The sequence below is a fragment of the Streptomyces melanogenes genome (assembly GCF_014649795.1).
GTDB classification, from domain to species: Bacteria; Actinomycetota; Actinomycetes; order Streptomycetales; family Streptomycetaceae; genus Streptomyces; species Streptomyces noboritoensis.
On record NZ_BMTS01000015.1, the window covers coordinates 1 to 26,498 of the forward strand.

General features: G+C 73.7%; 19 protein-coding genes. 2 read left to right on the forward strand and 17 right to left on the reverse strand.

Going from position 1 to position 26,498, the window contains the following annotated elements:
- Positions 1–47 precede the first annotated feature (47 nt).
- From IE252_RS28995 to IE252_RS29010, 4 genes are all read right to left on the reverse strand, one after another.
- A complete protein-coding gene (locus IE252_RS28995; protein WP_190092396.1) occupies positions 48–1,034 on the reverse strand; it encodes an ABC transporter ATP-binding protein in 987 nt (328 codons plus the stop codon).
- Positions 1,031–3,754, reverse strand: a complete 2,724-nt coding sequence (locus IE252_RS29000; protein ID WP_190092397.1) for an FtsX-like permease family protein — start codon at positions 3,752–3,754, stop codon at positions 1,031–1,033. The genes IE252_RS28995 and IE252_RS29000 overlap by 4 nt, the downstream gene beginning before the upstream one ends.
- Before the next feature lies 1 nt (position 3,755).
- Positions 3,756–7,061: an FtsX-like permease family protein gene (locus IE252_RS29005; protein WP_190092398.1), complete on the reverse strand. Its 3,306-nt coding sequence runs from the start codon at positions 7,059–7,061 to the stop codon at positions 3,756–3,758.
- A 159-nt stretch (positions 7,062–7,220) separates the two neighbouring features.
- Entirely contained in the window at positions 7,221–7,625 is a 405-nt protein-coding gene (locus IE252_RS29010) for a globin (RefSeq protein ID WP_190092399.1), read from the reverse strand.
- Positions 7,626–7,710: 85 nt separating this feature from the next.
- Here IE252_RS29010 and IE252_RS29015 point away from each other — a divergent pair, with 85 nt between their 5' ends.
- A complete protein-coding gene (locus IE252_RS29015; RefSeq protein WP_190092400.1) occupies positions 7,711–8,682 on the forward strand; it encodes a methyltransferase domain-containing protein in 972 nt (323 codons plus the stop codon).
- A gap of 79 nt (positions 8,683–8,761) precedes the next feature.
- On the opposite strand, the gene IE252_RS29020 is transcribed toward IE252_RS29015, so the two are convergent.
- The 4 genes from IE252_RS29020 to IE252_RS29035 all read right to left on the reverse strand — a co-directional run bounded on the left by IE252_RS29020 (position 8,762) and on the right by IE252_RS29035 (position 15,102).
- Positions 8,762–9,910 carry an FHA domain-containing protein gene (locus IE252_RS29020; RefSeq protein ID WP_190092401.1) on the reverse strand — a complete coding sequence of 383 codons (1,149 nt, stop codon included), beginning with the start codon at positions 9,908–9,910 and terminating at the stop codon, positions 8,762–8,764.
- 107 nt (positions 9,911–10,017) lie between these two features.
- Positions 10,018–11,376: a vWA domain-containing protein gene (locus IE252_RS29025; protein ID WP_190092402.1), complete on the reverse strand. Its 1,359-nt coding sequence runs from the start codon at positions 11,374–11,376 to the stop codon at positions 10,018–10,020.
- Between the two features lie 66 nt (positions 11,377–11,442).
- Positions 11,443–12,759, reverse strand: a complete 1,317-nt coding sequence (locus tag IE252_RS29030; protein WP_190092403.1) for a PP2C family protein-serine/threonine phosphatase — start codon at positions 12,757–12,759, stop codon at positions 11,443–11,445.
- A 3-nt stretch (positions 12,760–12,762) separates the two neighbouring features.
- Positions 12,763–15,102, reverse strand: a complete 2,340-nt coding sequence (locus IE252_RS29035) for a tetratricopeptide repeat protein (RefSeq protein ID WP_444545961.1) — start codon at positions 15,100–15,102, stop codon at positions 12,763–12,765.
- A gap of 10 nt (positions 15,103–15,112) precedes the next feature.
- Here IE252_RS29035 and IE252_RS44535 point away from each other — a divergent pair, with 10 nt between their 5' ends.
- Complete coding sequence (locus IE252_RS44535; protein ID WP_444545962.1) at positions 15,113–15,472, forward strand: hypothetical protein; 360 nt, start codon at positions 15,113–15,115, stop codon at positions 15,470–15,472.
- A 40-nt stretch (positions 15,473–15,512) separates the two neighbouring features.
- Here the strand turns inward: IE252_RS44535 and IE252_RS29040 are convergent, their stop codons facing one another.
- The 9 genes from IE252_RS29040 to IE252_RS29080 form a co-directional block, all read right to left on the reverse strand.
- The gene (locus IE252_RS29040; protein WP_190092404.1) at positions 15,513–16,841 is read right to left on the reverse strand and encodes a hypothetical protein; all 1,329 of its coding nucleotides are present in this window, start codon (positions 16,839–16,841) and stop codon (positions 15,513–15,515) included.
- A 61-nt stretch (positions 16,842–16,902) separates the two neighbouring features.
- Positions 16,903–17,877 carry a glutamate ABC transporter substrate-binding protein gene (locus IE252_RS29045; protein WP_190092405.1) on the reverse strand — a complete coding sequence of 325 codons (975 nt, stop codon included), beginning with the start codon at positions 17,875–17,877 and terminating at the stop codon, positions 16,903–16,905.
- A gap of 61 nt (positions 17,878–17,938) precedes the next feature.
- Positions 17,939–19,339 (reverse strand): GlnX family signal transduction membrane protein, encoded by a 1,401-nt coding sequence (locus IE252_RS29050; RefSeq protein ID WP_373298634.1) that lies wholly within the window; start codon positions 19,337–19,339, stop codon positions 17,939–17,941.
- Positions 19,340–19,603: 264 nt separating this feature from the next.
- Positions 19,604–20,578, reverse strand: coding sequence for an N-acetylglucosamine kinase (locus IE252_RS29055; protein WP_190092406.1), 975 nt, complete (start codon positions 20,576–20,578; stop codon positions 19,604–19,606).
- Positions 20,575–21,840, reverse strand: a complete 1,266-nt coding sequence (locus tag IE252_RS29060; RefSeq protein WP_190092407.1) for a 6-phospho-beta-glucosidase — start codon at positions 21,838–21,840, stop codon at positions 20,575–20,577. The genes IE252_RS29055 and IE252_RS29060 overlap by 4 nt, the downstream gene beginning before the upstream one ends.
- Positions 21,841–21,842: 2 nt before the next feature.
- On the reverse strand, positions 21,843–22,721 hold the full coding sequence (locus tag IE252_RS29065) for a carbohydrate ABC transporter permease (protein ID WP_190092531.1): 879 nt from the start codon (positions 22,719–22,721) through the stop codon (positions 21,843–21,845).
- A 13-nt stretch (positions 22,722–22,734) separates the two neighbouring features.
- Positions 22,735–23,676 carry a carbohydrate ABC transporter permease gene (locus IE252_RS29070; protein WP_190092408.1) on the reverse strand — a complete coding sequence of 314 codons (942 nt, stop codon included), beginning with the start codon at positions 23,674–23,676 and terminating at the stop codon, positions 22,735–22,737.
- Positions 23,677–23,683: 7 nt separating this feature from the next.
- Complete coding sequence (locus IE252_RS29075) at positions 23,684–25,030, reverse strand: ABC transporter substrate-binding protein (RefSeq protein WP_190092409.1); 1,347 nt, start codon at positions 25,028–25,030, stop codon at positions 23,684–23,686.
- A gap of 63 nt (positions 25,031–25,093) precedes the next feature.
- The gene (locus tag IE252_RS29080; protein WP_190092410.1) at positions 25,094–26,365 is read right to left on the reverse strand and encodes an ROK family transcriptional regulator; all 1,272 of its coding nucleotides are present in this window, start codon (positions 26,363–26,365) and stop codon (positions 25,094–25,096) included.
- Positions 26,366–26,498: the final 133 nt, after the last annotated feature.

Here is a 26,498-nt window from a genome sequence, read left to right on the forward strand (position 1 = left end):
CGCGACCAGCACCCCCACCCACCCGCAGACGCACCCCGGGCCAAGACCTACGCCCCATCCGGCCACACCTGGATATGGTCCTGTTCCAGCTCCAGCAGCACCCTTCGCTCCATCCCCAGCGCCTCCGTGTACTCCGCCGGGAGTTGCAGGCGGCCAGCTCTGTCGAGCATCGCGTATTCGCGGGAGATCACGGACTCCTCGCCCGTCTGTTCGTCGAGGTGGGTGCGGCGGAGGACCTCTGTGGAGGTGCGGCCGTCTCGGATGGCCACCGTGCGGCGGACCTCGTTCGCCACCGTCTGGTCGTGGGTGACGATGACGATCGTCGTGCCGAGCTCCTCGTTCGCCGTGCGGAACGCCGCGAAGATCTGTTCGGCCGTGGTGGAGTCGAGTTCGCCGGTCGGCTCGTCGGCCAGGAGGACCGAGGGGTTGTTGGCCAGGGCCACGGCTATCGCCACGCGCTGTTGTTCGCCGCCGGACATCTGGTGGGGGCGGCGGTCACGGCAGTGGGCCACGCCAAGGAGCGTGAGGAGTTCGTCCGCGCGGGGCGGTTTGCCCTTCGCGCCGCCCCTTCGGCGGCCTCGGAGTTGGAGGGGGAGGGACACGTTCTGGGCCGCCGTCAGGTAGGGGAGCAGGTTCCTCGCCGTCTGCTGCCAGACGAAGCCGACCACCTCCCTCCGGTAGTCCAGCCTCGCCTTCGCGTCCATCGACAGCAGGTCCCGGCCCGCCACCTTCGCCTGGCCCGCCGTCGGCACGTCCAGGCCCGCCAGGATGTTCATCAGGGTCGATTTCCCGCTGCCCGACGCTCCCACCAGGGCCATCAACTCGCCCTCCGTGACCAGGAGGTCCAGGCCCTGCAACGCCTGGACCTCGACGCCGTCCGTCGTGAAGATCCGGACCAGGCGGTCGCAGGCGATCAGGGCGTCATGGCCGTACGCCGGGCGGTCGCGCCGCGCCGCCGCCCGTTCCTCCAGTTCGGACAGCGTCCGGACGGCCGTATCCGCTCCCGACGATGCCCCCTCCTTCGTCCCCGTCATCTCGTGTCTCCCGCCCTCAGTTCCGTCACCGAGCCGCGTCGGCTCGTCCACCACGCCTGGGTCGCCGCGACCCCCGCCGCCAGCGCCACCACGCACACCGCCGGTATCAGCAGGGACATCGCGTCCGGTCGCAGGCCGCTGCCCGCCGAGGCCGTCTGCCCAGACGCCGCGAGCGCCAGGCCCGTCAAGTCCACGCCGGGGGACAGCAGTTCCGTCGCCGCCCAGCCCGTCAGCGCGCCGCCCAGCGCGGCGAGCACCGCCTGGGGCAGCGCCTCCAGGATCAGCAGACGGCGGCCCTGGCGGCGGGTCAGGCCCATCGTCCGCAGCCGCGCCAGCAGCGCCGAACGCTCCGGCGCGCCCCGCAGCAGCGAGAGCAGCAGCGCCAGCACCGCGTACCCGGCGCCCGCCGCCACGGCGGCCCCGTACACCCGCTCCGCGCCCGACTGGAGCGGGGAGTCGACGAGCTTGTGGCGGGTCTCCGTGCGCAGTCGGACCGTGGGCCGCTCCCCTGCGGTACGGGGAGTCGTCACCGTGCGGCGCAGGTCCTCCCCGTCCAGTCCCGTCCCCGCCACCAGCAGTGTCGTCGGTTCGCGTGCGCCGAGACCGGCCGTGTCCACCAGCAGGAAGTCGCTGCGCGGGACCGCGGGCGTGCGCTCGCGTATCCCCACCACCTGGACCATCAGGCGGTAGCCCGCCACCCGTACCTCACGGGGGCCCCGGCCCAGGCCCGCCGCCACCTTCGGTGACGCGATCGCCGCCAGGGCCTTGCCGCCGGGGCGGGCCTTCAGGTCGTCGGCCCCGATCGCGCCCAGACCGGTGCGGTCCGTGAGGGCGGCGTACGGGGACGGGTCCGCGCCGATCACCGCGATCCGGTCGCCGTACGGCATCTCCACGCCGTACTCGACATGGGCCGCCACCACCTGCGACACCCCGTCGACCTTGGCGACCCGGTCGGCCAGGCCGCGCGGCAGCGGTGTGACGCTGTCGATCCTGGCGTCCGCGCCCGTCGAGTACAGCGCCGCCCGGTCGCGGGCGTCCGCCACCCCGGCGAGCACCGAGCCGCCGAACGCGGCCGTGGTCAGCGCCGTGAGCAGGGCGAGCAGCGGGAGCACTCCGCCGCCGGGGGCGCGGCCCGCACGGGCCAGCGAGAGGAAGCCGACCGTGCTGCGCAGCCGCGCGGCCGGGCGGGCCGCCCAGCGCAGCGGCAGCGGATACAGCCGTACGAGCACCAGCGCCGCGATCACGCCGACCAGCACCGGCGCCGAGCTGACCAGTGTGTCGGAGCCCGCCGCCGTGCTGCGCCGGCGCAGTGCCACCACCGCGCCCACCGCCAGGACCAGCAGGGTCAGTTCGGCCACGGTGCGGCGCCGGGAGGGCCGGACCCGTACGAGGTCGTCGCGGTCGGACGCGGTGCGGACCGTGCGGTGGCCGACCATCGCCCGTACCGGAAGGGCCAGACAGGACACCAGCGCGACCGCGGCCACGGCGAGCAGGGCGGGGACGAGCCGGCCGCCGCGTACGACCAGGACCGCCAGGCCCAGGCCGAGCGCCGCCGACGGGACCGTCACCACCGCCGTCTCGGCGGCGAGGCGGCCGCCGATGCCGGGCAGCGAGCCGCCCCGGGCGCGCAGCAGGGCGAGTTCGGTGCCGCGGCGGGCCGCCGCCAGGCCGCCCGCCATCAGCAGGACCACCCCCGCCACCGTCGCCGTGCCGAAGGTGGCGACCGCGACCACCGGGGTGATCGAGTCGCGTACGGAGGTGTACTCCTCCAGGATCGCGTCGAGTTCGGTGGAGACCGTGGTGCCGGGGCCGACCAGCAGCCGCAGGGCGGCGAGCGCCGGGCCGCCCTCCAGGGAGGCCACGGAGGTGGAGAGGCCGTGCAGCCGACGGGCGTTCATGGCGTGCGCGGCCGGGGCGATGTCCGCGTACACCTCGGGACTGCCCGCCGTGCCGAGGAGGACGGGCGCCGAGTCGGCGCCGAGGATCAGGCCCGCGTACCAGTAGTGCGGCTCGTCCGGCTTGGGGGAGGCGGGGACGAGCTGGGGGGCGCGCAGCGCCGGTTCGGTGGCCCAGTAGCTGGCGTCCGGGAGCAGCGGCTGCACGGTGCCGGTGATGCGGATCGCGAGCGGCTTGCCCTCCGCGCCCGGGATGTGGACGACCGAACCGGGGGTGATGTGCAGCGCCTTGGCGGTCGACGCCGTCACCACGGCCTCCGCCGTGTGCGAGGTCGCGTCCGCCTTCGCGGTGGGCAGGCGTCCGCTCACCAGCCGGGCGTGGTCGGCGAGCGACGACCGGGAGGCGACCAGCAGGCGCGGCGGCATGCCCTCGGGCCTGGGCAGCCAGGAGTCCAGCGGGTCGGTGGCGGGGATCTTCTCCGTGGTGCGCACCCCGTACGCGGACTGCCCGTCGTCCGCCCGCAGCGGCGCCGGGATCGCCTTGAGCTGTTTCCGGTAGGCCTGCTCCATGGCCTGCGGGCCGAGCGGCGGGGCGCTCGGGTCGCCGCCCAGGGGCATCGGGCCGGCCAGCCGGATCACCGAGTTGTCCGGCGCCGCCGACGCCACCGCGTGGCGCAGCCCCCGGTCCTCGTACCGGTCGACCCCGCGCGGCAGCGCCGCGGCCAGGAACGCGGTGAGCAGCACCAGCAGGGCGAGCGCGCCCGCGGCGCCCGGCGCGGTCCGCAGCCGGGTGCGCACCCAGGGGGCAACGGCCTTGGCAGTCATGTCAGTTGTCCCCCTGGTGGCGCAGCGAGACCGCCGGGTCGGTCCGCCGCAGCGCCAGCGTCGCGACGATCAGCAGCGGTACGGCGGCGACCCCCGCGAGCAGTACGGCGAGCCGCCCGGCGGGCAGCTCCACCAGCACCTTCGGCACCGGCTGGGTGGCCTGCCCGGTCAGTACGATCAGCGGCACCACCGCACGCGTCAGCACCTCGCCCAGGGCGAGCCCCACGAGCAGCGCAAGCGCGATGAGCACCCCCTGCTCGGCCGCGATCAGCCGGGCCAGCTGGCGGCGCGGGGCGCCCAGCGCCCGCAGCACGGCGAACTCCGCGCCGCGTTCGCGCAGCGAGCCCGCCGCGCTCACCGCGAAGCCGACCGCCGCCAGGGCCGCCGCCACGATCGCGGCGGCGATCAGCGCGGCCTGCGGGCCCGCGCCCAGCGGGTCGTCGCGCAGCTGCTCGGCGACCTCCGCGCGCACCACCACCTGCTGCGGGTCGATGTCCGGCCGGGCCCGCAGCGCCGCCGCCGCGCGGGCCGCGTCGCCGGGGCCGGTGGCCAGCCACCATTCGGTCGGGGCGAGGCTGGTGCCCGTGTCGGCGGCGAGCCGCTGGTTGACGGCGTTCAGGTCGAGCAGGAGCGTGCCGCCGTCGCGGCCGGTGGCGACCGTCTCGGCGCCGGGCCCGGTCGTGGGGACCTCGGCCATCCGGTCGACGACCTTCGCGCGCAGGGTCTGCCCGGCCAGGACGGCCGTGACGGTGTCGCCGACCCGGGTCCCGCTGGAGGCCAGGTACCGGTCGGTGGCGATCGCCGTCAGCGCGGGCGGGGCGGGGCGGACGGCCCAGAGCCGGACCGAACGGCTCGGGACCGGGTCCGAGAAGGTGGGCGCCGGGCTCGCGCCCGTGACGTACGGGACCGAGAGGGACCGCCCGCCGCTCTCCGGCGTGAGGGACTCCAGGCCGCCCTGGCCGCTCCCGGAGTCCTTGGCGGAGGCCTGCCAGCGGCCGGCCGCTGGCAGTGCGGCGGGGGCGGTGCGCCCGTCCCGTGCCACGGTCCGCAACTCGCGCACGGTGAACCGGTGCTGCTCGCTCGTCTCCGGCAGGGTGAAGTCCACGTCGAAACCGGTGAGCGTGAGCGGCGCGGCCGGGCGGCCGACCGGCGCGCCTGCCGCGACGTCGAGGGAGATCCGGCGCTCGGCCGGGCGCCCGTCGGTCTCCACGGTGGTGGGCGCGAGGCGGTACAGGATGCCGAAGCGGTCCTCGACCTGCGCCGTCACGTTCACGGTGAGCGGGTCCGGGGCGCCGCCGTCCGCCGCCTTCTTGGCATCGATTTGCAGGGTGAAGGCGAGCTCGGCGGCGTCCGCCGGAAGCAGCACACCGGTCCGGGCCGCCCGGCGCGGGGTGAGCTCGTCCAGGAGGTCGCCCGCGGACCTGCCGCCGAGGTCGTGGCGGAGCAGCAGCCCGTCCGTGTGCGCGGTGTCCAGGGCGAGCAGCGTCCCGGAGCGGCCGCCGGAGAGCTGCACCGAGGAGCGCGCGGCCGGGGCCACCGCCCGTACGCCCGGGACCTTGTCGTACGAACCGGCCTGCCCGAAGCCGCTCAGGCTGGAGCCGAAGACCCGCACCGAGGTGCCCGCGCGGAAGTCCGCCTGGTCCTCCTGCGAGCGGTCCCAGGAGGCGGACTGCCCGATCGCCAGCATGCCCATGGCGACCGCGAGCACCAGGAGCAGCACCGGGCCCGCGCCGCGCAGCGGGCGGCGGCTGAACTGCCAGCCCGCCAGCGCCGCCGGGAGCCCGCGCCCGCCCGCCGCCCGCCGTTCGGCGAGCTTGGCGGCGGGCGGCAGCAGCCGCAGGGTCAGTACGGTCCCGGCGAGCAGCGCGAGCGCGGGCGCGGCCACCAGGAGCGGGTCGATGCCGAGGGAGCCCGCGCGGTCGCCGCTGAGCGCCCCGGAGCCGGAGGTCTGCCGGTCCAGCTGCCAGTAGGCGATCCCGGCGATCACCAGGAGCCCGATGTCGGCCCCGGCGCGCACGGCCGCGGGCAGCGCCGCCGCCCGGCCCCGCGAGGTCCGCCCGGCCGACAGGGCCGGGGCCACCACGGCCGCCGCGCAGCCCAGCGCGACCAGCGCCGCCACCAGCCACACCGTGCCGGTCGGGCCGGTGTCGAGGTGGATGCCGATCCGGGCGAGCGGGCCGTGGCCGGCGAGCAGCCGGGTCAGCGGGTCGGAGAGCAGCGGCGCGCACACCGCCGCCGGGGCGGCGAGCAGCAGCGCCTCGGTCGCGGACAGGCCGAGGAGGCGGGCGCGGGAGCCGCCGCGTGCCCGCAGCAGCTCGGTCTCGCCGGTCCGCTCGCTGCTCAGCAGCCGGGCCACGAGCAGCAGCGCGTACCCGGCGAGCAGCACCAGTTGCAGGGCCACGATCAGCAGCGTCGAGCGGGAGACGAGCAGCGAGCGCTCGGCCCGGTCGAGCACGTCGGGCAGCGCCGTGGTGGCGGTCGCGTCGCCCGCGAACACCCCGCCCTCCACCAGGGACTTGGGGCCCTTGGTCGCGGCCGCGCGCAGGGCGCCGATGCGGTGGGTGGTCAGGGCGGAGAAGTCGGCGGAGGCCAGCCAGGACGTCTGGCCCGCGCTGAGGCGGCCGCCGGTGAGCGCCGTGGGATCGGCGAGCAGCGGCCCGTACGTGGTGAAGTTGACCCGGCGCGTGCCCCGGCCGCCGAGGTCGTCCAGCTGCCAGTACGCCTCGGTGGCGTCGACGGGGCGGTAGACGCCGGTGACGCTGACCCGCACGGCCGGGCCGTTCAGCCGGTCGGTGAGCGTCAGCGAGACGGGCCAGTGGCGCAGGCCCAGCTGGGCGGCGGCGTTCTCGGGCAGGGCGGCCTGGATCTCGCGGCCGGCGCCCGGCGGGGCGGGCCAGCTGCCGCCGGTGAGCCGGACGCGGGTGCGGTCGACGGCGGCGAAGAGCGTGAGGTCGGGGTCGGTGCCCTTGCGGGCGTCCGGCGACTGGAGGGTGCGCGGCAGCGCGTACGGACCGGACTGGGTCAACGTCCTTGTCGTGACCGGGAGTCCGTCGAAGGTGCGCCGCGCGCCCTCGCGCACGGCGGCGTCGGCGGACTGCCGCTTGGCCTCGGGGACGGTCGCCTTGACGATCAGCGCGGCGGGCGCGGCCGACCTCGTCGCCAGGGTGTGGCGCAGGGCCGCGTCGCCGATCGAGCCGGAGAAGGCCGTCAGGGCGGCCAGGACCGAGGTGGTGAGCAGGACCGCGAGCAGCGCGGCGGCGAGCAGCAGCCGGTGCGCCCGCACCCGCAGAAACACGAACCCCGTCACCCGGCCCCCTGCCTCGCCCCCGAAAGTCTGTCCGGATGCTTTCAGAGGGCAAGGGCCGGAGGAAACCGCTTGCGGCCCGATCTTGCCCGATCGTGACCGGAATGCGATGACGGATTCCCGCATTCCGGGGTCGGGAGGGGCGGAACGTGAACTTCCGGTCTACTCCGCCGTGTTGACCATCGAGGCGGCGGCGTACGTCAGATAGTTCCAGAGCGTCGTCTCGTGCTCCTGGGAGAGCCCCAGCTCGTCGACGGCGGTACGCATATGGGTCAGCCAGGCGTCGTGCGCGGCCCGGTCGACGGTGAACGGCGCGTGGCGCATCCGCAGCCGGGGGTGGCCGCGGTGGTCGCTGTAGGTGCGCGGGCCGCCCCAGTACTGGATCAGGAACAGGGCGAGCCGCTCCTCGGCCGGGCCCAGATCGCCCTCCGGGTACATCGGCCGCAGCAGCGGGTCCTCGGCGACGCCCTGGTAGAACCGGTGGACCAGGCGCCGGAAGGTCTCCTCGCCGCCGACCTGCTCGTAGAAGGTCTGCTCCTGAAGCGTGCCGCGCGGAATCTCATTCACCCGTCCATGGTCTCAGACGCCGCGACCGAGGACCGGGGACGTAGGACCACTCGCCTCCCGGGCCCGGGGGCAGCACAGTGGACATATGGGCGCACACCGGGATCCGGCCGCCGGGGCGCGGGCCGCCCTCGTCGCGGAGATCGTGGCCGGGGGCGCGCTCGCCGACCCGGCCTGGCGGGCCGCCTTCGAGGAGGTGCCCCGCGACCTCTTCGTGCCGTACTACTTCGTGGGGCGCCCCGGCGGCTACGAGCGGCTGTGGCGCCAGGACCCGGATCCGGACCGGCGGGCGCGCTGGCTGGAGGGGGTCTACACGGACATGCCGCTGGCCACCCGGGTGCGCGACGGGGAGCTGCTCTCCTCCAGCAGCCAGCCGTCGCTGATGGCCCGGATGCTGGAGGTCCTGGACGTACGGGACGGGCACGCGGTCCTGGAGATCGGCGCCGGGACCGGCTACAACGCGGCGCTGCTCAGCCACCGGCTGGGCGAGGAGCTGGTCACCACGGTCGACCTGGACCCGGAGATCACCGAGTCGGCCCGGACGCATCTGGCGACGGCGGGCTACCGCCCGGCGGTGGTGACCGGCGACGGGGCGCGCGGCTGCCCGTCCCGGGCGCCCTTCGACCGGATCATCGCCACCTGCACCCTGCCGTCGGTACCGGCCGGATGGCTGGCGCAGTGCGCACCGGGCGCGCTGATCGAGGCCCCGCTGGCCACCGGCTTGATCCTGCTGGAGGTCCGCGACGCCGGCCACGCCCAGGGCCGCTTCCTGGACACCCCGGCCTACTTCGTCCCGCTACGGGGCGTGGCCCCTTCCCCCGGCACCCCGTACACCACGGGCCTGCCCCGCCCAAGCCTGGAGAACGAACTCTTCCGCTTCCTCCTGGCCCTCACGGCGGACACCCTGGACCCGTACGAGGCGTACGAGCTGTGGCGCAGCGAGGGAAGGCCCGTACGGGAACGCTTCGGCGTGACGGTGACGAACGAGGGTCAATGGGCGTGGCTGGACGACCCGCAGGGCCCACATACGTGGCCCCTGCGGGATGTCCTGCCCCGTTAGGGGCGCGGGGCTGTGACATGTGCGGCTCCGCCGCGTGGGCGCGACCAGCCACGGCCGGTCCGCAGACGCCAAATGGGCCTCAGCCCCGCCGCACGGTCAGCGTCGTCCAAGCCCCCACGTGCACCCGGTCACCGTCCTGCAGCGGCACCGGCACATACGGCTGAATCGGCTCCTCCGCCCCATTGATCGTGGTCCCGTTGGTCGAGTTCTGGTCGACCACCGCCCAGCTGCCGTCCGGCTGCTGGACCAGGACCGCGTGCTGGTGCGAGACGCCCGGGTCCTCCGGCGGCACGGCCAGATCGATGTCGGGCGCCTCGCCGGTGGAGTGGCGGCGGCGGCCGATGGTGAGCTGGTTGCCGGTGAGCGGGCGCTGCTGCTCGGGCGAGTACGCGGGCAGGTTGAGCCCGGACGCCTCCGGCCCGCTGCGCTGCATCATTGCCATGAAGTAGTCGCGGTCCGGCCCGATGGTCACCGTCCAGCCGAGCGGCTGCGGCGGCGCCTGGAATTGCTGCGGCGGCTGGGGCGCCTGCGGTGCCTGGGTGTGCTGCGGCGGCTGCTGCGAGGGCGGCTGGATCATCCAGTCGTCGTTCTCAGCCCGGGCCGGCGCCTGCACCTGCGGGAACGCCGGAGGCGCGGGCGGCCCCGCCTGCTGGAAGACCGGCGGGGGCGGCGGCCCCTGCTGGAAGTGCGGCGGCGGACCCTGCCGCAGCGACGGGTCGCCGTTCGGCGGGGGCGGCGGCGGTCCCTGGCGGAACGACGGCGGGCCCTGCTGCGCGGGGTCGCCGCCGAGCGGCTCGGCGGGCCGGTTGACCTGCGAGGGCCGCGAGCTCTGGTACTCGTACGGGTCGCGCTGCTGCTGAGGCGGCTGCTGCTGCGGCTGCGGGCGCGGCGGCGACTGGAAGCCGGGCGGCAGGTTCAGGCCCTCGCCCCGCCCGGGGGCTGGGTTGGGCGCCAGCGGCGTGTACGAGGTCGCCGTCTGGGTGAGGTAGTTCCAGCGGCACTCCTCACAGAAGGGCGTGTTGCCCTCCCGGGGCGTGCGGCACTGCGGGCAGAGCTCCGCCGGGGTGGCGGGGGCCTCGGGGCCGGGGTAGCCGTAGCCGCCCTGCGGGGGCGGCCCCGGGAAGGCCGGCGGGGGCGGGGGAGGCGGCGGCACGGCGCCCATGCGATGGCCGCAGACCTCGCACCAGTCGTCGGAACCCGACTGGTGTCCGTTCGGGCAGGTCGGCATGGAGTCGCTTCCCCCTCTCCTCGTCCGGCCCCTCGGGCCGAGGCACTCAAGTGGTTTCGCTACTGCGTACCGCTGTGTGCGGCGTTGCTGCGGTGCTTTTCTTCGGGCTACTTCTTCACGCGTACGGTCTTGGTGGAGCGGGTTTCGAGAGTCATCTCGTCCGCCTCCGCGACCTTCGCCTTCAGTCGCACAGTACCCGTCGCCTCGTCGACGACGTCCACCACCTTCGCGAGCAGCTTCGCCGTATCCGCGTTCCCGGAGGCCGCGGCGAGTTGGACGGCGCGGCCGAGCTTGGCGGTGGCACCGTCGATATCACCCGACTTGCGGGCATCCAGTCCCTGTTGGATGACTTGCGCCAGTTCGGCCTGGCCCGTGTAGTGGGCGACCTGGGGGTTGATCGCGGTGGAGGCGGCCATGTCCTCGGTCCACACCGCGCGGACCAGCCCCTGCGACAGCGTCTGCGGGGTGCCGCCCGCCGGGTCGGGCAGGATCAGCGAGACCCGGGCGGCGAGCATCTCCTGGCCGATTCCGGCCTCCGGGACCTGGACGCACACGTGGTAGTCGCGCGACTCGTCGCCCCACGAGCCCGTCGGGTAGTCCCCGGCGCGCGGCCCCGCCTCGGTCCGACGGCCCGTCAGCTCCTCGACGGTGGGCGCGACCTGCTTCACGAACTTGATCTCCACGCCGACCGGGGTCCACAGTCGCAGCGCGACGTCCGCGACCTCCTTGCCCATCGCGTCCTCCATCATCCGCGTGAAGTCCGCGGCCAGGCCGGAGGGGTCGGCCACGATGTCGGCGGTGCCGAGCAGCGCGGAGGCGATCTGGGTGACCTCCTTGACCTCCCAGTCGGTGCCGACCCCGCGCGCGTCACAGGTGAAGCGGCCCGCGCAGGCGTCCAGCGCCGCCTTCAGATCGGCCGGAGACTCGTGCTCGTTGCGGCCGTCGGTGAGCAGGATGCCGTGCCGGATCGGGGTGTCGGCCGAGTTCAGCAGCCGGTCGGCGAGCCGCAGCCAGGTGCCGATGGCGGTGCCGCCGCCCGCGCTCAGCTTGCGCAGCGCCTCCTTGGCCTCGGCCCGGGTCCGCGCGTCGGCGGTGGCCAGGCGCCCGTCGCCCGGGTAGACCTCCTTGGCCTGGTGGGTGCCCGCGACCACCGCGAACGTCACGCCGTCGCGCAGGGTGTCGATCGCGGCCGCCGTGGCGTCGCGCGCGTTGCGCATCTTGGTCGGCGGGTAGTCCATCGACCCCGAGCAGTCGACCATGATCACCACAGCGGCGCCGGGCGCCTGTCCCGGTACGGCCGAGGGCGACAGCGCGGCTCCGGTCAGCGCCGCCCCGCCGACCGTGCCCCCGCCCGTCGACGTCACGGTGACGATCGCGTTGACCTCGCGGCCGCCCTCTGGCAGGTACTCGTTCTGGTAGACCTCGACGGAGAACTGCGGCGCGTTGGACTTGGAGAAGTTGGCCATCTGAAGGGCTCCTTGAGGCTTCTGGGCCTGAAGAGACAAGAATGTGGTGGAATCCGGTACCAACGCCTAGTTGTAGGCGGATCCTGCCCCAGCCACGGGGACCGCGAACGGCACGACCGCCACTGTTACGTTGTCGTGCCCGCCGCCGTCCAGGGCGTGGCCGACCAGCACCTGGGCGCTGTGCAGCGGCCGTTCGGCGGCGTCCACCGGCACGGCACCGGCCATCTCCTCGGCGCCCTCGGCGTAGTTCCACAGCCCGTCCGTGCAGACCACGACCACACCGGAGCGGTCCGGCTTGAACGAGGCGGTGTGCGGGTCCAGTTCGTACGCGTCGGCGCCCAGCCACCCCGTGATCGCGTGCGCCCGCTCGTCCGCGTACGCGTCGGCCTCGCTCATCAGGCCCGCCGCCACCATCTGCGCGGCCCACGAGTCGTCCTCGGTGAGCCGGGCGGGCGGGGTCGTCCGGTCGTCGGGTACCCAGTACGCCCGGCTGTCGCCGACCCAGCCGACCACCAGGAGACCGCCCGCCGCGATCGCGCCGACCAGGGTGCAGGCCGGGGCGTTCTGGTGGCGGTGCGGGTCGTGCTCCACGGCCGGGGCGGGCTCGGCGGCCAGCGAGTTGACGGCCTCGGCGGCCGCCACGATCGCCTCGTGCATCGCCTGCTGCGGGTGCGTGCCCTGGGGCAGCGCCTGGAGCAGCGACTCGTTGGCGCGGGCCGCGGCCGCCGCCGACGCGTCGTCGGGGCGGGTCGCGGAGGAGACGCCGTCGCAGACGATCGCCACCACGGCGGGCGAGCCGTCGGGCAACGCGGTGGTGGACACGGCGAACGCGTCCTCGTTGCGGTGGTGGCGCAGGCCCCGGTCGCTGACCGCGGCCACCGGGCCGAGCTCCCGCTCCATGTGGTCGCGCTCGCGCGGCTGGGCGTGCCCGCAGTTCTCGCAGTACCCGTCCTCGTCGACCCGCCCGGCCCGGCAGGCCACGCAGACCTTCACGGGCGTACTGACATGGGTGGCGTGCTCCCCGAGGTCGGCGAGGTCCACGGCACGCGGGTCGGGCGCGGGCAGCGGGTACTCATCGGGCTCGGACTCCGCTTCCCGCCCGTCGAGCCGTACGTGCGAGGGCAGCGGGGAGCCGCCCGAGTCGGTGCCGGGCAGATCGGTGGGCAGGTGCACCGGTGCGCCGGAGCCGTCGGCGGTGCGGGCGGCGGGCCACGCCTCGCCCGCCACCGGACTGCCCATGACCACCGTCGGGGTGTCCACCCCGGCCGCGGGCCCGGCCGACAGGTCGTACCCGCAGGCCCCGCAGTACAGGTCGCCCGACTCCAGCGGCTCCGCGCAGCCGGGGCACGTCGACCCCGTTGCCGGCTGGTGCATCTGCGCCATCAATCACACCCACGTCCGGGGGCGGAAACGGTTTGCCCGCTCCACCAGTTCGATCCGCTCCTCGCCGCTTCCGGCGAGCCGGGCGAGCACCCGGTACGAACGCTCCAGGCCGAACCGCAGGCCCCGCTCGTCCAGCTCGCTGCCCAGCAGTATGGTCTCGCCGGACGGGCCGCCCCGGCTCCGCTCGCCCTTGCCGGGCCCGCCCTGGCTACCGGAGAGTACCCAGTCGAGCGCGGTGCCGAGGACCTCGGTGGCCAGCCGCTCCCGGCGCACCGCGTCCAGGCCCAGGTGCTGGAGCGCGTCCACCTGGCCCGCGGCGGCCCGCAGATCGCCGAGCAGCGCGTCCCCCGGGGCGCGCCTGCGCAGCCTCGCCCGCACGGCGGCGACCCGGGCCGCCGTGTAGTGGATCGAGGCCTCCGGCACCGACTCCAGGGTCGCCACGGCCGCCGTGCGGTCGCCCGCGGCCAGCTGCACCCGGGCCAGGCCGAAGGCGGCGCTGACGTAACTCGGGTCGGTCGTCCACACCAGGCGGTAGTACTCGGCGGCGTTGTCCAGCTGTCCCAGGACCTCCGCGCACACCCCGAGGGCCAGCTTGGGCGTCGGCTCGCCCGGGAACGCGTCGTAGACGGCGTCGAAGGACAGCGCGGCGTTCTCGTGGTCGCCGGAGACGAGCGAGGCCACGCCCCGGTACCAGACGACCCGCCAGTCGTCGGGGTGGTCGGCCTCCAGGGACTCCAGGCCCCGGGCGGCCGAGACCAGTTCGCCCAGGTCGAGCCGGGCCCGCAGCTCGCGCAGCCGCTTCTCCACGGAGTTGGCGGGCGCGGTGCGCAGCGCGGCGATCAGCTCGACGGGCGCGGCGGCCATCAGGCCCGCCAGGAAACCGGCGTTGGGATCGCCCGGGTCCACGTGCGGCACCGGCAGCGCCAGCGCGGTGGCGGGCGCGTCGAGCGGCCGCAGATAGCCGTCGCCGTCCGCTTCCCCGCCGTACGAGCCGGGGGCGCCGCCGACGCGGGGCGCGGGGACGACGGCGGTCGCGGTCGGGGTGCCGGGGACGGCGGCGCCGGTGCCGGGGGCCGGGTGCGGCGCGGCGGTGACGGTCGGCCCCGCCACGGCGACGGGCACGGCGCCCGCGCCCGTGTACACCAGCGCGCCGGCCGCCCCCGCGTCCGGCGCCGTGGACCCGTTGGCCGCCGCGCGCCTGCGCGCCCACCGGCTCTCGGGCACCACGCGCGCCCCGAGCGTCGACACGTCCCCGGTGAGCTCCGCGAACAACGACGTGTCCGTGACGCGCAGTTCGGTCCCGAACAGGGTCGACAGGGCCGGGCGCGGGCGGCCGGTCTGGAGCGCCACGACCTCCCGCAGCACCCCGGTCAGCTGCTCGGCCATCTCCTGCGCGGAGGCGAACCGGCGCGCCGGGTCGGGGTCGGTGGCGCGCACGAGCAGCCGGTAGAACGACTCGTACGTCCGGAAGACCTCGATGTTGTCCGGGTCGGGCAGGCTGTCCGCGAAGACGTTCGTGTAGCCCTGGAAGTCGAAGGTGAGCACGGCGAGCGTGCGCGCGACCGTGTACAGGTCGGAGGCGACCGAGGGGCCCGCCTCGGCGACCTCGGGGGCCTGGTAGCCCACCGTGCCGTAGATGGCCGACTCGTCGTCGTCCATCCGGCGCACCGCGCCCATGTCGATCAGCTTCAGCTGGTCCTCGGTCTGGATCGCGTTGTCGACCTTGAAGTCGCAGTAGAGCAGGTTGCGGCTGTGCAGATGGCCGAGGGCCTCAAGTGCCTCGATGCCGTACGCACAGGCCTGCTCGACCGGGAGCGGGTCGCGCTTGCCCTCCGGGCCGCGCCGCTCGTTGGCGATCTCCTTGAGCGACTTGCCGCCCACGTACTCCATGACGATGTAGCCGTCCATGGAGCCGGTGCGCTGGTCGAGGTGCTCCACGAAGTTGTAGATGCGCACGATGTTGGAGTGCTCGATCTCGGCCAGGAAGCGGCGCTCGGAGATCGCCGCCGCCATCGCGTCCTGGTCGCCGGTGTCGAGCAGGCCCTTGAGGACCACCCAGCGGTCCGAGACCGCGCGGTCCACGGCGAGGTAGACCCAGCCGAGGCCGCCGTGCGCCAGACAGCCCACCACCTCGTACTGCCCGTGCACGATGTCGCCCTGGTGCAGCTTGGGCACGAACGAGTACGGGTGGCCGCACTTGGTGCAGAACCCCTCGGTGCGCCCGGCCCGCTCCCCGCGCGAGCGGCCCACCGGCGCCCCGCAGTCCGAACGCGAGCAGAAACGCTTCCGCTCGGGGACCTCCGGGTGCTCCATCACGGCCGTGGCCGGGTTGGGGCGCGGCACTCCCGGCACGGTGACGAGCCCGGCCCCGAGTCTGCTGCGGCCCGAACTGCTCGTCGCCGAGCCCGAGCTGCGCACCGACACCGACCGCGCGCTGCCCGCCCCCGTCAGGGAGCGCGAGAGGCGCCCCGACACCGAGCGCCGGGAGGTGGAGGAGCGCGAGGAGCGGGACGAGGTCGAGGACCGCGCGGACCGCGCCGAGGACGAGCCGCTGCCCTTGTGGCCGCCGCCGGTGATCCCGGTCGCGGGCGAGGAAAGCGATCCTTCCCCAAGTTCTCGGCTGCGCTCGAACAGGGGAGACCCCAATCCGGACACCACCGGCGCCAGGCCGCAGGTGTCGCAGTACAGCTCGCCGCCGCCCATGTCCTCGTAGGAGCCCTCGCAACCGGGGCGCTGGCACTTCTTCTGGTCGCTCACGATTCCCCCCTCTGGTCAACGGGCCCGGCCTGCCTGGGAACCAGCACCTCCGCCGCCGCCCGCTGGTACCGCAGCACCGCCTCCTCGGCGACCCGCAGATCGCAGGGCGCGGACCACAGCATCCGGCGCGCCGCGTCGTACCGCTCGATGAGCAGCGGGTCCTCGGCCATGCCGTGCCGGGCGACCTTCGCCTTGTACGCGTCCAGCCTGCCGCGCAGCTCCGCGCGGACCGCCAGCGGCGCGGTGACGGCCGTCAGCGACTCGCGGGCGCGCAGCAGTTCGTCCTCGGCCTCCCGCTCCAGGGATTCCAGCAGCGGCGAGAGCCGGTGCCACTGGGAGTGCCTGCGGTACTCGGCGGCGGCCACCAGGCGCTCCTGGAGCGCGGTCGGCGGACCGCTCACCGCGGGCACCTCGGACGCGGCGATCTTCGCCAGCACCTCGCCGCGCGCCGCCCGCGCCTCGGTCAGGGTGCGGTCCGCCCGGACGAGCACGTCCCGCAGCCGCACCAGCCGCTGCTCGGCATCCTGACGGACCGTCAGAACCGCGTCGATCTCCCGCCGTACGTCCTCCAGGGCGCGGGCCGCCCGGTCGTAGCGCTCGGTGTCCGGGCGGCCGCCGCCCGGCGCGGAGCTGCCCGGGGCCGGCACCCAGAACGCCAGCGGGTCCGACACCACCTGCGCCCGCAGCGACGTCAGCTCCTCGGTGATCGACTCCAGGTCGTCGCCCGCCGGGTGCTCCCCGGGGCGCACGCCCACCGAGTGCGCCAGGCCCCGGGTGCGGTGCAGCTCGGCCGCCAACAGGTCTATCCGGGCGGGCAGCGCCGACCACACCGCGTCGGCGGCGACGACCAGGTCGAGCGAGCGCGCGTACAGCTCGTTCATCCGGCTCACCAGCTGCTCCAGGGTGAACCGCTCGGTCAGCCGGGCGGGGCCCGTCAGCGTGGCGGCCTGGGAGGCCGAACCGGCGACCGTCACCGACTCGCCGCGCAGCCGCTCGGTCAGCTCCACCAGGTCCTCGCGGGAGGGCCAGCGGCGCCGCTCGCGCAGCTCCCGGGCGCCGTCCAGGGCCACCTTGTACGCGTCGAAGTACGCCCACAGCAAGGTGATCGACTGCTCGGTGGCGGCCCAGCGGTCCCGGGTCACCCCGGTCAGCTCCGCGCCCTCCAGGAGGCGCCGGCCCGCGTGGTCCTGGAGCGCGAGGAGCGAGGTCTCGATCGCCTCGTGCTCGGCGTCGAGCCGGGTCAGCGCACGGTCCACCTCGTCCCGGTCGAGCACCGGCCGGACGGGCCTCCCCGAGGAGGAGCCGGGGAAGGATCCCGCGCCCATCGATCACCTCTCTGCTCTGCGTTGCTCTGCGGTCTGCGATCCGGGGTCAAGCCGGGTGCAATCAACGGTACTTGGGCTCGGGCGGGCCGGATATCCCGGGCAGGTCGGCGGCGAGCCAGTCGCGGTAGGCCTTCATCCACGGGCTGTTCGCACCGCCGCTGCGGTAGTCCTCCAGGACCTTGTTGATCCGCCGGACCAGGTCGGTGCTCTCCAGATTGGTGGCCGCCCCGTAGTACTCCTCGGTGAAGGGGGCGCCCTGGAGCTTCACCGCGGGGTCCTGCGCGGCCTGGCTCGCGGCGAGCGCGTTGTCGGTGACCACCGCGTCGACCTCGCCGAGCTGGAGGCGCACCAGGCAGTCCAGCTGGCTGGGCACGGTCAGGTTCTTGTAGACGGCGCCGTGCGAGTTCTTCTCCAGCTCGTCGAACGCGGTCGAGCCCGCCGCCGTGCAGACCTTCTTGCCCTTGAGCGTGTCGTCGAACCCCTTGATCGACGACTCCTTGGGCGCGAGCACCTGCTGCCCGGCCTTGAAGTACGCGGAGGAGAAGGCGACCTGGCCGATGCGCTTGCAGTTGATGGTCATCGTCCGCACGACGACGTCGACCTGCTTCTTCTGGAGCGCCGGGATGCGCTGGCTGGTGGGGATGGCGCGGTAGATGACCGCGTCCGGGTCGCCCAGGATGTCCTTGGCGATCGCCCGCACCAGCTCGATGTCGAACCCTTCGAGCTTCCCGGTCGCCGGGTTGCGGTACCCCCAGCGGTAGCTGTTCTGGTCGACGCCCACGACCAGCTTGCCGTTGTCCCGGATTCTCTTGATGGTCGGCCCGTCCTCGACCGAGGGCGGCAGGCTGGCCTCCGGGTCCTTGCAGGTGTCGGCCTTGGCCTGGACACCCTGCCCCACCCCGGACCCGCCGACCTGGGTGCCGTCCCCGTCCGCCCCGTGCCGCGACAGCGGAACCAGCAGCGAAGCGGCGGCGGCCAGGGCGAGCGCCATCCCGCCGACGCCGCCCCACCCGCGGAGCCTGCCCTTCCCGTTCATCGCGCCTCCTCCCAGGACCGCTGTGCCCCTCGGGCCGGTGTTCCTCTGTACCCCACGGTGCTCACCTGTACTCCGCGAGCCTGCGGCTGATGCCGACGCCCGCGGCCGCCGCGCCCAGCACCGCGAGCACCGCGGCGCCCAGCGGGAGCCCGGTCAGCGCGCCCTTGCCGTCGGAGGCGGCCCGGGTGAACTCCCGCTGCTCGTGGCCGATCGCCTTCTCCAGGGCCGCGTCGACCCGGTCGAAGGACTGGCCGGTGGAGCCGGACGCGCCGATGACCTTGGCCAGGGCGTCGTCGTAGTCACCGGCGTCGTCCGTCTTCCGGGCGATGTCGTGCTGCTTCTGCCACAGGGCGACGCTGTCCTGCGCGTCCTTCACGGGGGTACGCCCCGAGGCGTCGTCGGCGAGGTCCCCGGCCGAGCCGAGCTTGGCCACCAGGTCCTTCATCTCGGCCCTGTAGTCCGTGTCGTACTGGTCGGCGCCGCCCTTGGTCTGGACCGCCCCGCGCGCCACCAGCGTCAGGTTCTCGTTGGCGCGGGCCTTCAGCGAGTCGATGCGGGCGTCGTTGAGCACCTTCAGCGACTCCTGCCCGCTCGATCGCGAGGTCGACAGGTCGGCGGCGGCCACCGCGTGCCCCGCCACCAGCCACAGCAGCACGACCACCGAGGCGGCGCTGGCGGCGAGCAGCCCGTGGTTGAGGACCCGGTTGGTGCGCAGGTAGTTGCGCCGCTGGGCCCAGAAGAGCGCGCCGAGCGCCACGACGCCGACCGCGAGCGCCGCGTACGGCCAGGTCTCCGCCTGGTCGTAGTCGTCGTAGAGCCGGCCGGTCTCCGCCTCGTAGAGCTTCTGGGCGGCGGGCAGCAGCTGCTGGGTCATGCGGTCGTTCGCGTACCGCAGATAGGCGCCGCCGACCGGGAAGCCCTGGCGGTTGTTGGCGCGGGCCTGCTCGATCAGGCCGTTGTAGACCGGCAGTTGCTCGTTGAGTGCGGCTATCGAGCGGCCGGAGTCGGAGGCGCCCGTCGTGTTGGCCGCGGCCTTCACCAGCAGGCGGGAGGCGGTGGCGATGTCCGACTCGTACCGCAGCCGGACGGAGTGGGGCTCCTTGGCGCCCGCGAGGAAGCCGCTGGCGGCCGCCGTGTCCGCGTCCGCCAGCGAGCGGTAGATGGAGGCCGCGTCGGCGCTCAGCGGCTGGCTGCGGCTCACCACGTCGTCGGCGGCGGACGCCCGGTCGGAGACCTCCCAGGCGGTCACCGCGCCGAACGCCACGACGAGCAGCGCGACCACCGTGCCGATGATCCACAGCCGTCCCGGCTCGGTCGTCGCGGCGGCGCGCAGCCGCTCCCGGGACTCGGCCCAGCCGCCCCGGCGCGGAGCGGGGGCGGGCGGGTGCCCCGGGGCCGGTGGTGCCCCAGCCGGTGCCGTCACCGGCGCCTGCGGTGCGCGTGTGCTCGGCGGGTGTGCCACTTGACCTCCCCCTTGGTCACCGAGTGCCTGGCCAGCAGTATGGACGCAGGGACCAGCCACCACACAAGGGTTGACCTGATCTTGTTACCCGCTGACCCCGCCCCTGCCCCCGCTGCCTCCCCACCATGTATACGCCGCTGGGATCGGATCGGTTCCACTCGGCGCACACCGATGCGACGGCGCCCCCCGCGCGTCTAAGCGCACCACCCCCCGCGCCTACGCGTCCACCTCCGCCGCGCCTACGCGCGCACCGCCGCCGACCGTCTACGCGTACTGCCCGCGCAGCCTCGCGAAGACCTCCGGCGACGCCCCCACCGCGTCCAGCCCGAGCAGCCCCGCCCCCAGCACCGGCGAGGCCGCCACCACCAGCGGGACCGCCTTGGGGGCGCGGGCCGCCAGCAACGTGCGGACGCCGTCGTCCAGTTGGGGGTGGCGGGCGGCCAGGACGCTGCCGCCCAGCAGGACCGGTGTCTCCTCGTCCAGCAGGTCCAGGCGCTCCAGGGCGACCGCGGCCAGTGCCACGATCTCCTCGGCCTGGCGGTCCACCAGGGAGCGGGCCACCGGGTCCCCGGCCGCCGCGACCGCGAAGAGCACCGGCGCCAGCTCGTGGCGGCGGGCGGGCGCCACGTGCTCCAGGTGCAGCGCCTCGATCAGCGCGTACACGCTCGGCAGCCCGAAGTGCTCCGGCAGCGCCCGCGCCAGCGCCGTCGGCCCGCCCCGCCCGTCCTCGGCCCGCGCGGCGAACCACAGGGCCTCCTCGGCGAGTCCGCCGCCCCCGCCCCAGTCCCCGGAGATCTTGCCGAGCGCCGGGAAGCGGGCGGTGCGGCCGTCCGGCGTCATGCCGACGCAGTTGATCCCGGCCCCGCACACCACCGCGACCCCGCGCGGCTCGGCGCCGCTCGGCAGCCCGGCCCGCAGGATCGCGAAGGTGTCGTTGTACACCTTGACCGTGCCGCCCCAGCCCCGGGCCGTCAGGGCCTGCGCCAACTGGCGCTCCTCCACGGGCAGATCGGCGTTGGCCAGACACGCCGAGACGTGCTCGACCGCCACCGGACCGGTGTTCCCGGCCGCCTCCCACGCCCGTACGACCGTGTCCGCCAGCGCGTCCACCGCCGTCTCGACGCCCACGGCGGGCGGCCGGAAACCGCCGCCCCTGGCGGTGCCCAGGACCGTGCCGTCCGGGCCGATCAGGGCGGCGTCGGTCTTGCTGTTGCCCGCGTCGATCGCCAGCACGCTCATGCCCACGCGAGGTGCTCCCGGTTGTGCGCGATCAGCCGGTCGGTGAGGCCCTCGGCGTAGTCGTACTGGCCGACCAGCGGATGCGCGAGCAGCGCCCGGAACACCCGGTCGCGGCCGCCGCGCAGCGCGGCCTCCAGGGCCAGGTCCTCGTAGGCGGTGACGTGCGCGATCAGCCCCGCGTACAGCGGGTCCAGGTCCGGCACGGCCAGCGGCACCGGCCCGTTCGCGTCCACCCGGGCCTGCACCTCGATGACCGCGTCGTCGGCGAGGAACGGCAGGGTGCCGTTGTTGTACGTGTTGACGACCTGCACCGGGCTGCCCCCGTTGCCCAGCAGCGAGGCGGCCAGGTCGACGGCCGCCTCCGAGTAGAAGGCGCCGCCCCGCTTGGCCAGCAGATCCGGCTTCTCGTCCAGCGCCGGGTCCCCGTACATCTTCAGCAACTGCCGCTCCATCTCGGCGACTTCCGCCGCGCGGGACGGCTTGCTGCCCAGTTCCCGTACGACCTCGTCGTGCGCGTAGTAGTAGCGCAGATAGTACGAAGGGACGACGCCGAGCCGGTCCAGAACCTGCCGGGGCAGGCGCAGGTCGTCCGCCACCGTGTCCCCGTGCTCGGCCAGCAGCTTCGGCAGCACGTTCTCCCCGTCGGGGCCGCCCAGGCGCACCCCGAGCTCCCAGGTGAGGTGGTTGAGGCCGACGTGGTCCAGGTGCACCTCGCCGGGGGCGACGCCGAGCAGCTTGGCGAACTTGCGCTGGAAGCCGATGGCCACGTTGCAGAGCCCGACCGCCTTGTGGCCGGCCTGGAGCAGCGCGCGCGTGACGATGCCCACCGGGTTGGTGAAGTCGATGATCCAGGCGTCCGGGTTGGTGCGCCGCACCCGCTCCGCGATGTCCAGGACCACCGGCACGGTCCGCAGCGCCTTGGCCAGGCCGCCCGCGCCGGTCGTCTCCTGGCCGACGCAGCCGCACTCCAGCGGCCACGTCTCGTCGCGCTCGCGGGCCGCCTGGCCGCCGACGCGCAGCTGGAGCAGCACGGCGTCCGCGCCCTCGACGCCCGCGTCCAGGTCGGAGGTGGTGGTGATCCGGCCCGGGTGGCCCTGCTTGGCGAAGATGCGCCGGGCGAGGCCGCCGACCAGGTCGAGCCGGTCGGCCGCCGGGTCGACCAGGACCAGCTCCTCGATGGGCAGCGTGTCCCGCAACCGGGCGAATCCGTCGATGAGTTCGGGGGTGTAGGTCGATCCTCCGCCGACCACGGTGAGCTTCATGTCTAACCCTTCACTCCGGTGAGCGTGACGCCCTCGACGAACGCCTTCTGCGCGAAGAAGAACACGAGGATCACGGGGGCCATGACCAGTACGGTCGCGGCCATGGTCAGGTTCCAGTCGGTGTGGTGCGCGCCCTTGAAGGACTCCAGGCCGTACGAGAGGGTCCAGGCGCCCGGGTTCTCCGAGGCGTAGATCTGCGGCCCGAAGTAGTCGTTCCAGGCGTAGAAGAACTGGAAGAGCGCGACCGCGGCGATCCCCGGCTTGGCCATCGGCAGCACGACCCGCAGCAGGGTGCGCAGCTCTCCGCAGCCGTCGACCTTCGCCGCGTCCAGGTACTCGTTGGGGATGGTCATCAGGAACTGCCGCAGCAGGAAGATGGAGAACGCGTCGCCGAACGCCATCGGGATGATCAGCGGCCAGAGCGTGCCGGACAGGTCCAGCTGCTTCGCCCAGAACAGGTACATCGGGATGATGATCACCTGCGGCGGCAGCATCATCATCGAGATGACCAGCATCATCGACAGGTTGCGGCCGCGGAAGCGGAACTTGGCGAGCGCGTAGGCCACGGGGACCGAGGACACCACCGTCAGGACGGTGCCGAGCCCGGCGTACAGCAGGGTGTTCCGCCACCAGGTGAGGAAGCCGGGGGTGTCGAACACCTTCTTGTAGTTGGACCACTGCCAGTGGTCGGGGACCAGGTCGCGGGTCAGCGTCTGCTGGTTGTCCATCAGCGAGGTGAGCACGATGAACACGAACGGCAGCACGAAGAAGAGCGCCGCCGCGACGCCCAGGGCGTGCACGCCGATCCAGTGGAGCAGCGCCTTGCGGCGGGCGACGCGGGCCGCCGGGGTGGCCACCGGGGCGTCCAGTGCGTACGTCATGTCGGCCATCTGCCTAGTCACCTGCTTGGATCAGTCCGCCACGGCGCCGCATCAGGAGTGCGGTGAAGGCCATGGAGAGGGCGAAGAGGACCAGGGCGACCACGCAGGCGGAGCCGTAGTCGAAGCGCTGAAAGCCGAGGTTGTACACCAGCTGCGGCAGGGTCAGCGTCGACTTGTCCGGGTAGCCGGGCTCGAACGGCTGCCCGGAGCTGCCGATGATCCCCGAGGCGACCTTCCCGGCCACCAGCGGCTGGGTGTAGTACTGCATGGTCTGGATGATCCCGGTGACCACCGCGAACATCACGATGGGCGAGATGTTCGGCAGCGTCACGAACCGGAACCGCTGCCAGGACGAGGCCCCGTCCAGCTCGGCCGCCTCGTACTGCTCCTTCGGTACGTCGAGCAGCGCGGCCATGAAGATCACCATCAGGTCGCCGACGCCCCACACCGCGAGCATGGTCAACGCGGGCTTGGACCAGCTGGGGTCGGTGAACCAGTCCGGCGCCGGTATCCCGAGGTCGGACAGGACCGAGTTGACCGGTCCCGTACCGGGGTTGAGCAGGAAGACGAAGGCGAGCGTGGCGGCGACGGGCGGCGCCAGGTAGGGCAGGTAGAAGAGGGTCCGGAAGACCCCGGTGCCCGTCTTGATCTTGGTGATGAGCAGTCCGATGCCGAGCCCGAAGGCGACCCGGCAGACCACCATGACCACCACCAGCCACAGCGTGTTGCGCAGCGCGGGCCAGAACAGCGGGTAGTCGTTGAAGACGTACGACCAGTTCTTGAACCCGTTGAAGGTGGGGTCGGCGAACCCGTCGTAGTGCGTGAAGGAGAAGTAGACCGTGGAGATCAGCGGGTAGGCGAAGAAGACGCCGAAGCCGATCAGCCAGGGGGACATGAAGGCGGCGGTCCGCAGCGCCGCCCGGCGGCGCTTGGCGCGCAGTGTGTACGTGGTCATTCCCGGCCTACTTGGCCTGGTCGATCGTGGTGTCGATCTCCTTGGCGGTCTTCTCCAGACCGGCCTTGATGTCGCCCTGCTTGCCCTTCTCGACGTCGTAGCCGAGGTTCTGGATCGACACCAGGTACTGGCCGCCGTTGACGGAGGCCGGGCTGGTGGTCGAGGCCGGGTTCTGGGCGATGTCCAGGAACGTCTTGAAGCGCGGGTCGTACTTGAGGTTCGGGGACTTCAGCGCGTCCAGCGTGGAGGGCACGTTGTGGATGGCGTTGGCGAAGTTCACGACCGCCTCGGTGTTGGTCGTCATGTACTTCACCAGCTCCCAGGCGGCGTTCTGCTTGGAGGAGGTGGCGGCGATCCCGGCGATGGTCCCGGTGATGTACCCCTTGCCGTAGGTCGCGGCCTGGTCGTCCGGTACGGGCAGCGGGGCCACCCCGATCTCGAACTTCGGCTTGGTGTCCTCGGCCATGCCGAGCCGCCATTCGCCGTCCAGCTGCATGGCGACCTGGCCCAGGTGGAAGGGGTGCTTGGCGCCGAACTCGTCGCCGAAGCCGGACCGGAACTTCTCCAGCTTCTGGAACCCGCCCAGGTCCTCCACCAGCTGCTTCTGGAAGGCGAGCCCCTTGGCGAAGGCCGGGTCCTTGGCGATGTTCGACTTGCCGCTGGAGTCGAAGTACGTGGGCGACCACTGCGCGATGTAGTGCTCGGTCGTCGACTCGTAGCCGTGGTAGGTCGGCATGAAGCCGAGCTGTTCGTACGAGTCGCCCTTCGCCTTGGTCAGCTTCTTGGCGTCGGCGGCGAACTCGCCCCACGTCTTGGGCGGGGCGGTGATCCCGGCTTCCTTGAAGGCGTCCTTGTTGTAGTAGAGCGCGTAGGCGTCGCCGAGCAGCGGGAGCGTGCAGCGCCTGCCGTCGAACTGCGTGTACTCGTTCATCGCCTTCGGGAAGGTCTTCGCCGGGTCGATCCCGTCCTTCTTCAGGAAGGGGGCGAGGTCGACGAAGGCCTTGGACGAGCAGAACTTGCCGACGTTGTTGGTGGTGAAGGAGGAGACCACGTCCGGCGCGTTCGAACCGCCCGCGCGCAGCGCCTGGTTGATCTTGTCGTCGTTGATGTTGCCGACGACCTTCACATGGATGTTGGGGTGCGCCTTCTGGAAGGCGTCCACGTTGGCCTGGATGGCCTTGACCTCCTCCGGGGCGCTCCACCCGTGCCAGAAGGTGATCGTCGTCTCCTTGGAGGCGTCGTCCTTCGCTTCGGAGGTGCTCTGGCCCGTACACGCGGAGGCGAACAGGGCGATGGAGGCGGTCACGGCGAGTGCGGCGGCCGAGCGGCGGCGGTTCGGGCTGTTTCCGGACATGGCGAAGTCTCCCGGGGCGGGGGCGGAGGAACGAGGATGTGCGGTTGTCGGATGTGGCGGGGGTCAGCGGGAGGTGTCGAAGACCTCGTCGCGGGTGGCGGCCAGGGCGCTCTCCAACGCGCCGCGCAGTACGGGGTGGTGGCGCACCTCGCCGATGACGAGCCGCGGCCGGGAGGCGGCGAGCTCGCCCAGCTCGTGCTGCACGAGCGCGCGCAGCGGCTCGCCACCGGCGGAGATCAGCGCGCCGGAGAGCACGACGAGCTCGGGGTCGAGCACGGCGACCATGGAGGCGAGGCCGGTGGCGAGACCGGTGGCGAAGGTTTCGAGGAGACGGCGGGAGGGGGCGTCGGGGTCGGCGTTCTCGATCCGGGCATCGCGGCCGCCGGCCTCGCCGCCCTCCTCGTCCCGCCGCCGTACGGCCTCCGCCGCCCGGGCGACGAGGGCGGTGGCGACCTCGATGGGCGTGCCGCCGGGGATGTCGGCGACACCGAACTCCCGGGCCAGCCGGGGCAGTACCTGCCCGCCCGCCAGCTCCTGGAAGCCGCCGGAGTTCGCCTTGGTGACCTGCCGGACGAGCGGGGCGCCCGGCACCGGCAGGAAGCCGACCTCGCCGGCGCCGCCGGTGAACCCGCGGTGCAGCCGCCCGCCGATGACGAGCGCGGCACCGAGCCCGCCCTCGTTCCACAGCAGCACGAAGTCCTCGTGGCCGCGCGCGGCGCCGAGCCGCTGCTCGGCGATGGCGGCGAGGTTGACGTCGTTCTCGTACTCGACCGGCATCGGCAGCGCGGCCGCGAGCTCGTCGAGGAGGGTGGGGGAGTGCCAGCCGGGCAGGTGGGAGGCGTACCGCAGCCGCCCGGTGCCGGGGTCGAAGGCGCCGGGCGTGCCGATGACGACGCGGTGCAGATCGCCCCGGACGAGGTCGGCGGCCTTCACGGCCCCGTCGAGCGCGTCGGTGACCTGCCGCACCACGGACTCGCCGGCCCGGCGGCCCGGGGTGCGCACCTCGAACTCCCCGACCACGTCCCCGGCGACGTCCGCGACGGCCGCCCGGATCCGCTCGGGCGTCACATCGAGCCCGGCGACGTGCGCGGCGCGCGCGTTGACCGCGTACAGCTGGGCGTTGGGCCCGGGCCGCCCCTCGGTGGTCCCGGTCGCCACCACCAGCCCCGCCGCCTCCAGCCGCGCGAGCAGCTGCGACGCGGTCGGCTTGGACAGCCCGGTGAGCTTCCCGATCCGGGTACGGGACAGGGGGCCGTGCTCAAGCAGCAGATCGAGGGCGGCGCGGTCGTTCATGGCGCGGAGTACGCGCGGCGTTCCCGGGGTAGTACCGGCCACGACGGCAGCACCTGCCCTTCAGGTCTCGGCTTCCCCAACTCCACTGTTAGGAAAGTTTCCTATCGGATGGAGGGAAGGTAGGCCCGTGTTCAGGGGGGCGTCAATGGGGTGGGGCCGGGGGGCTATCAAAGCG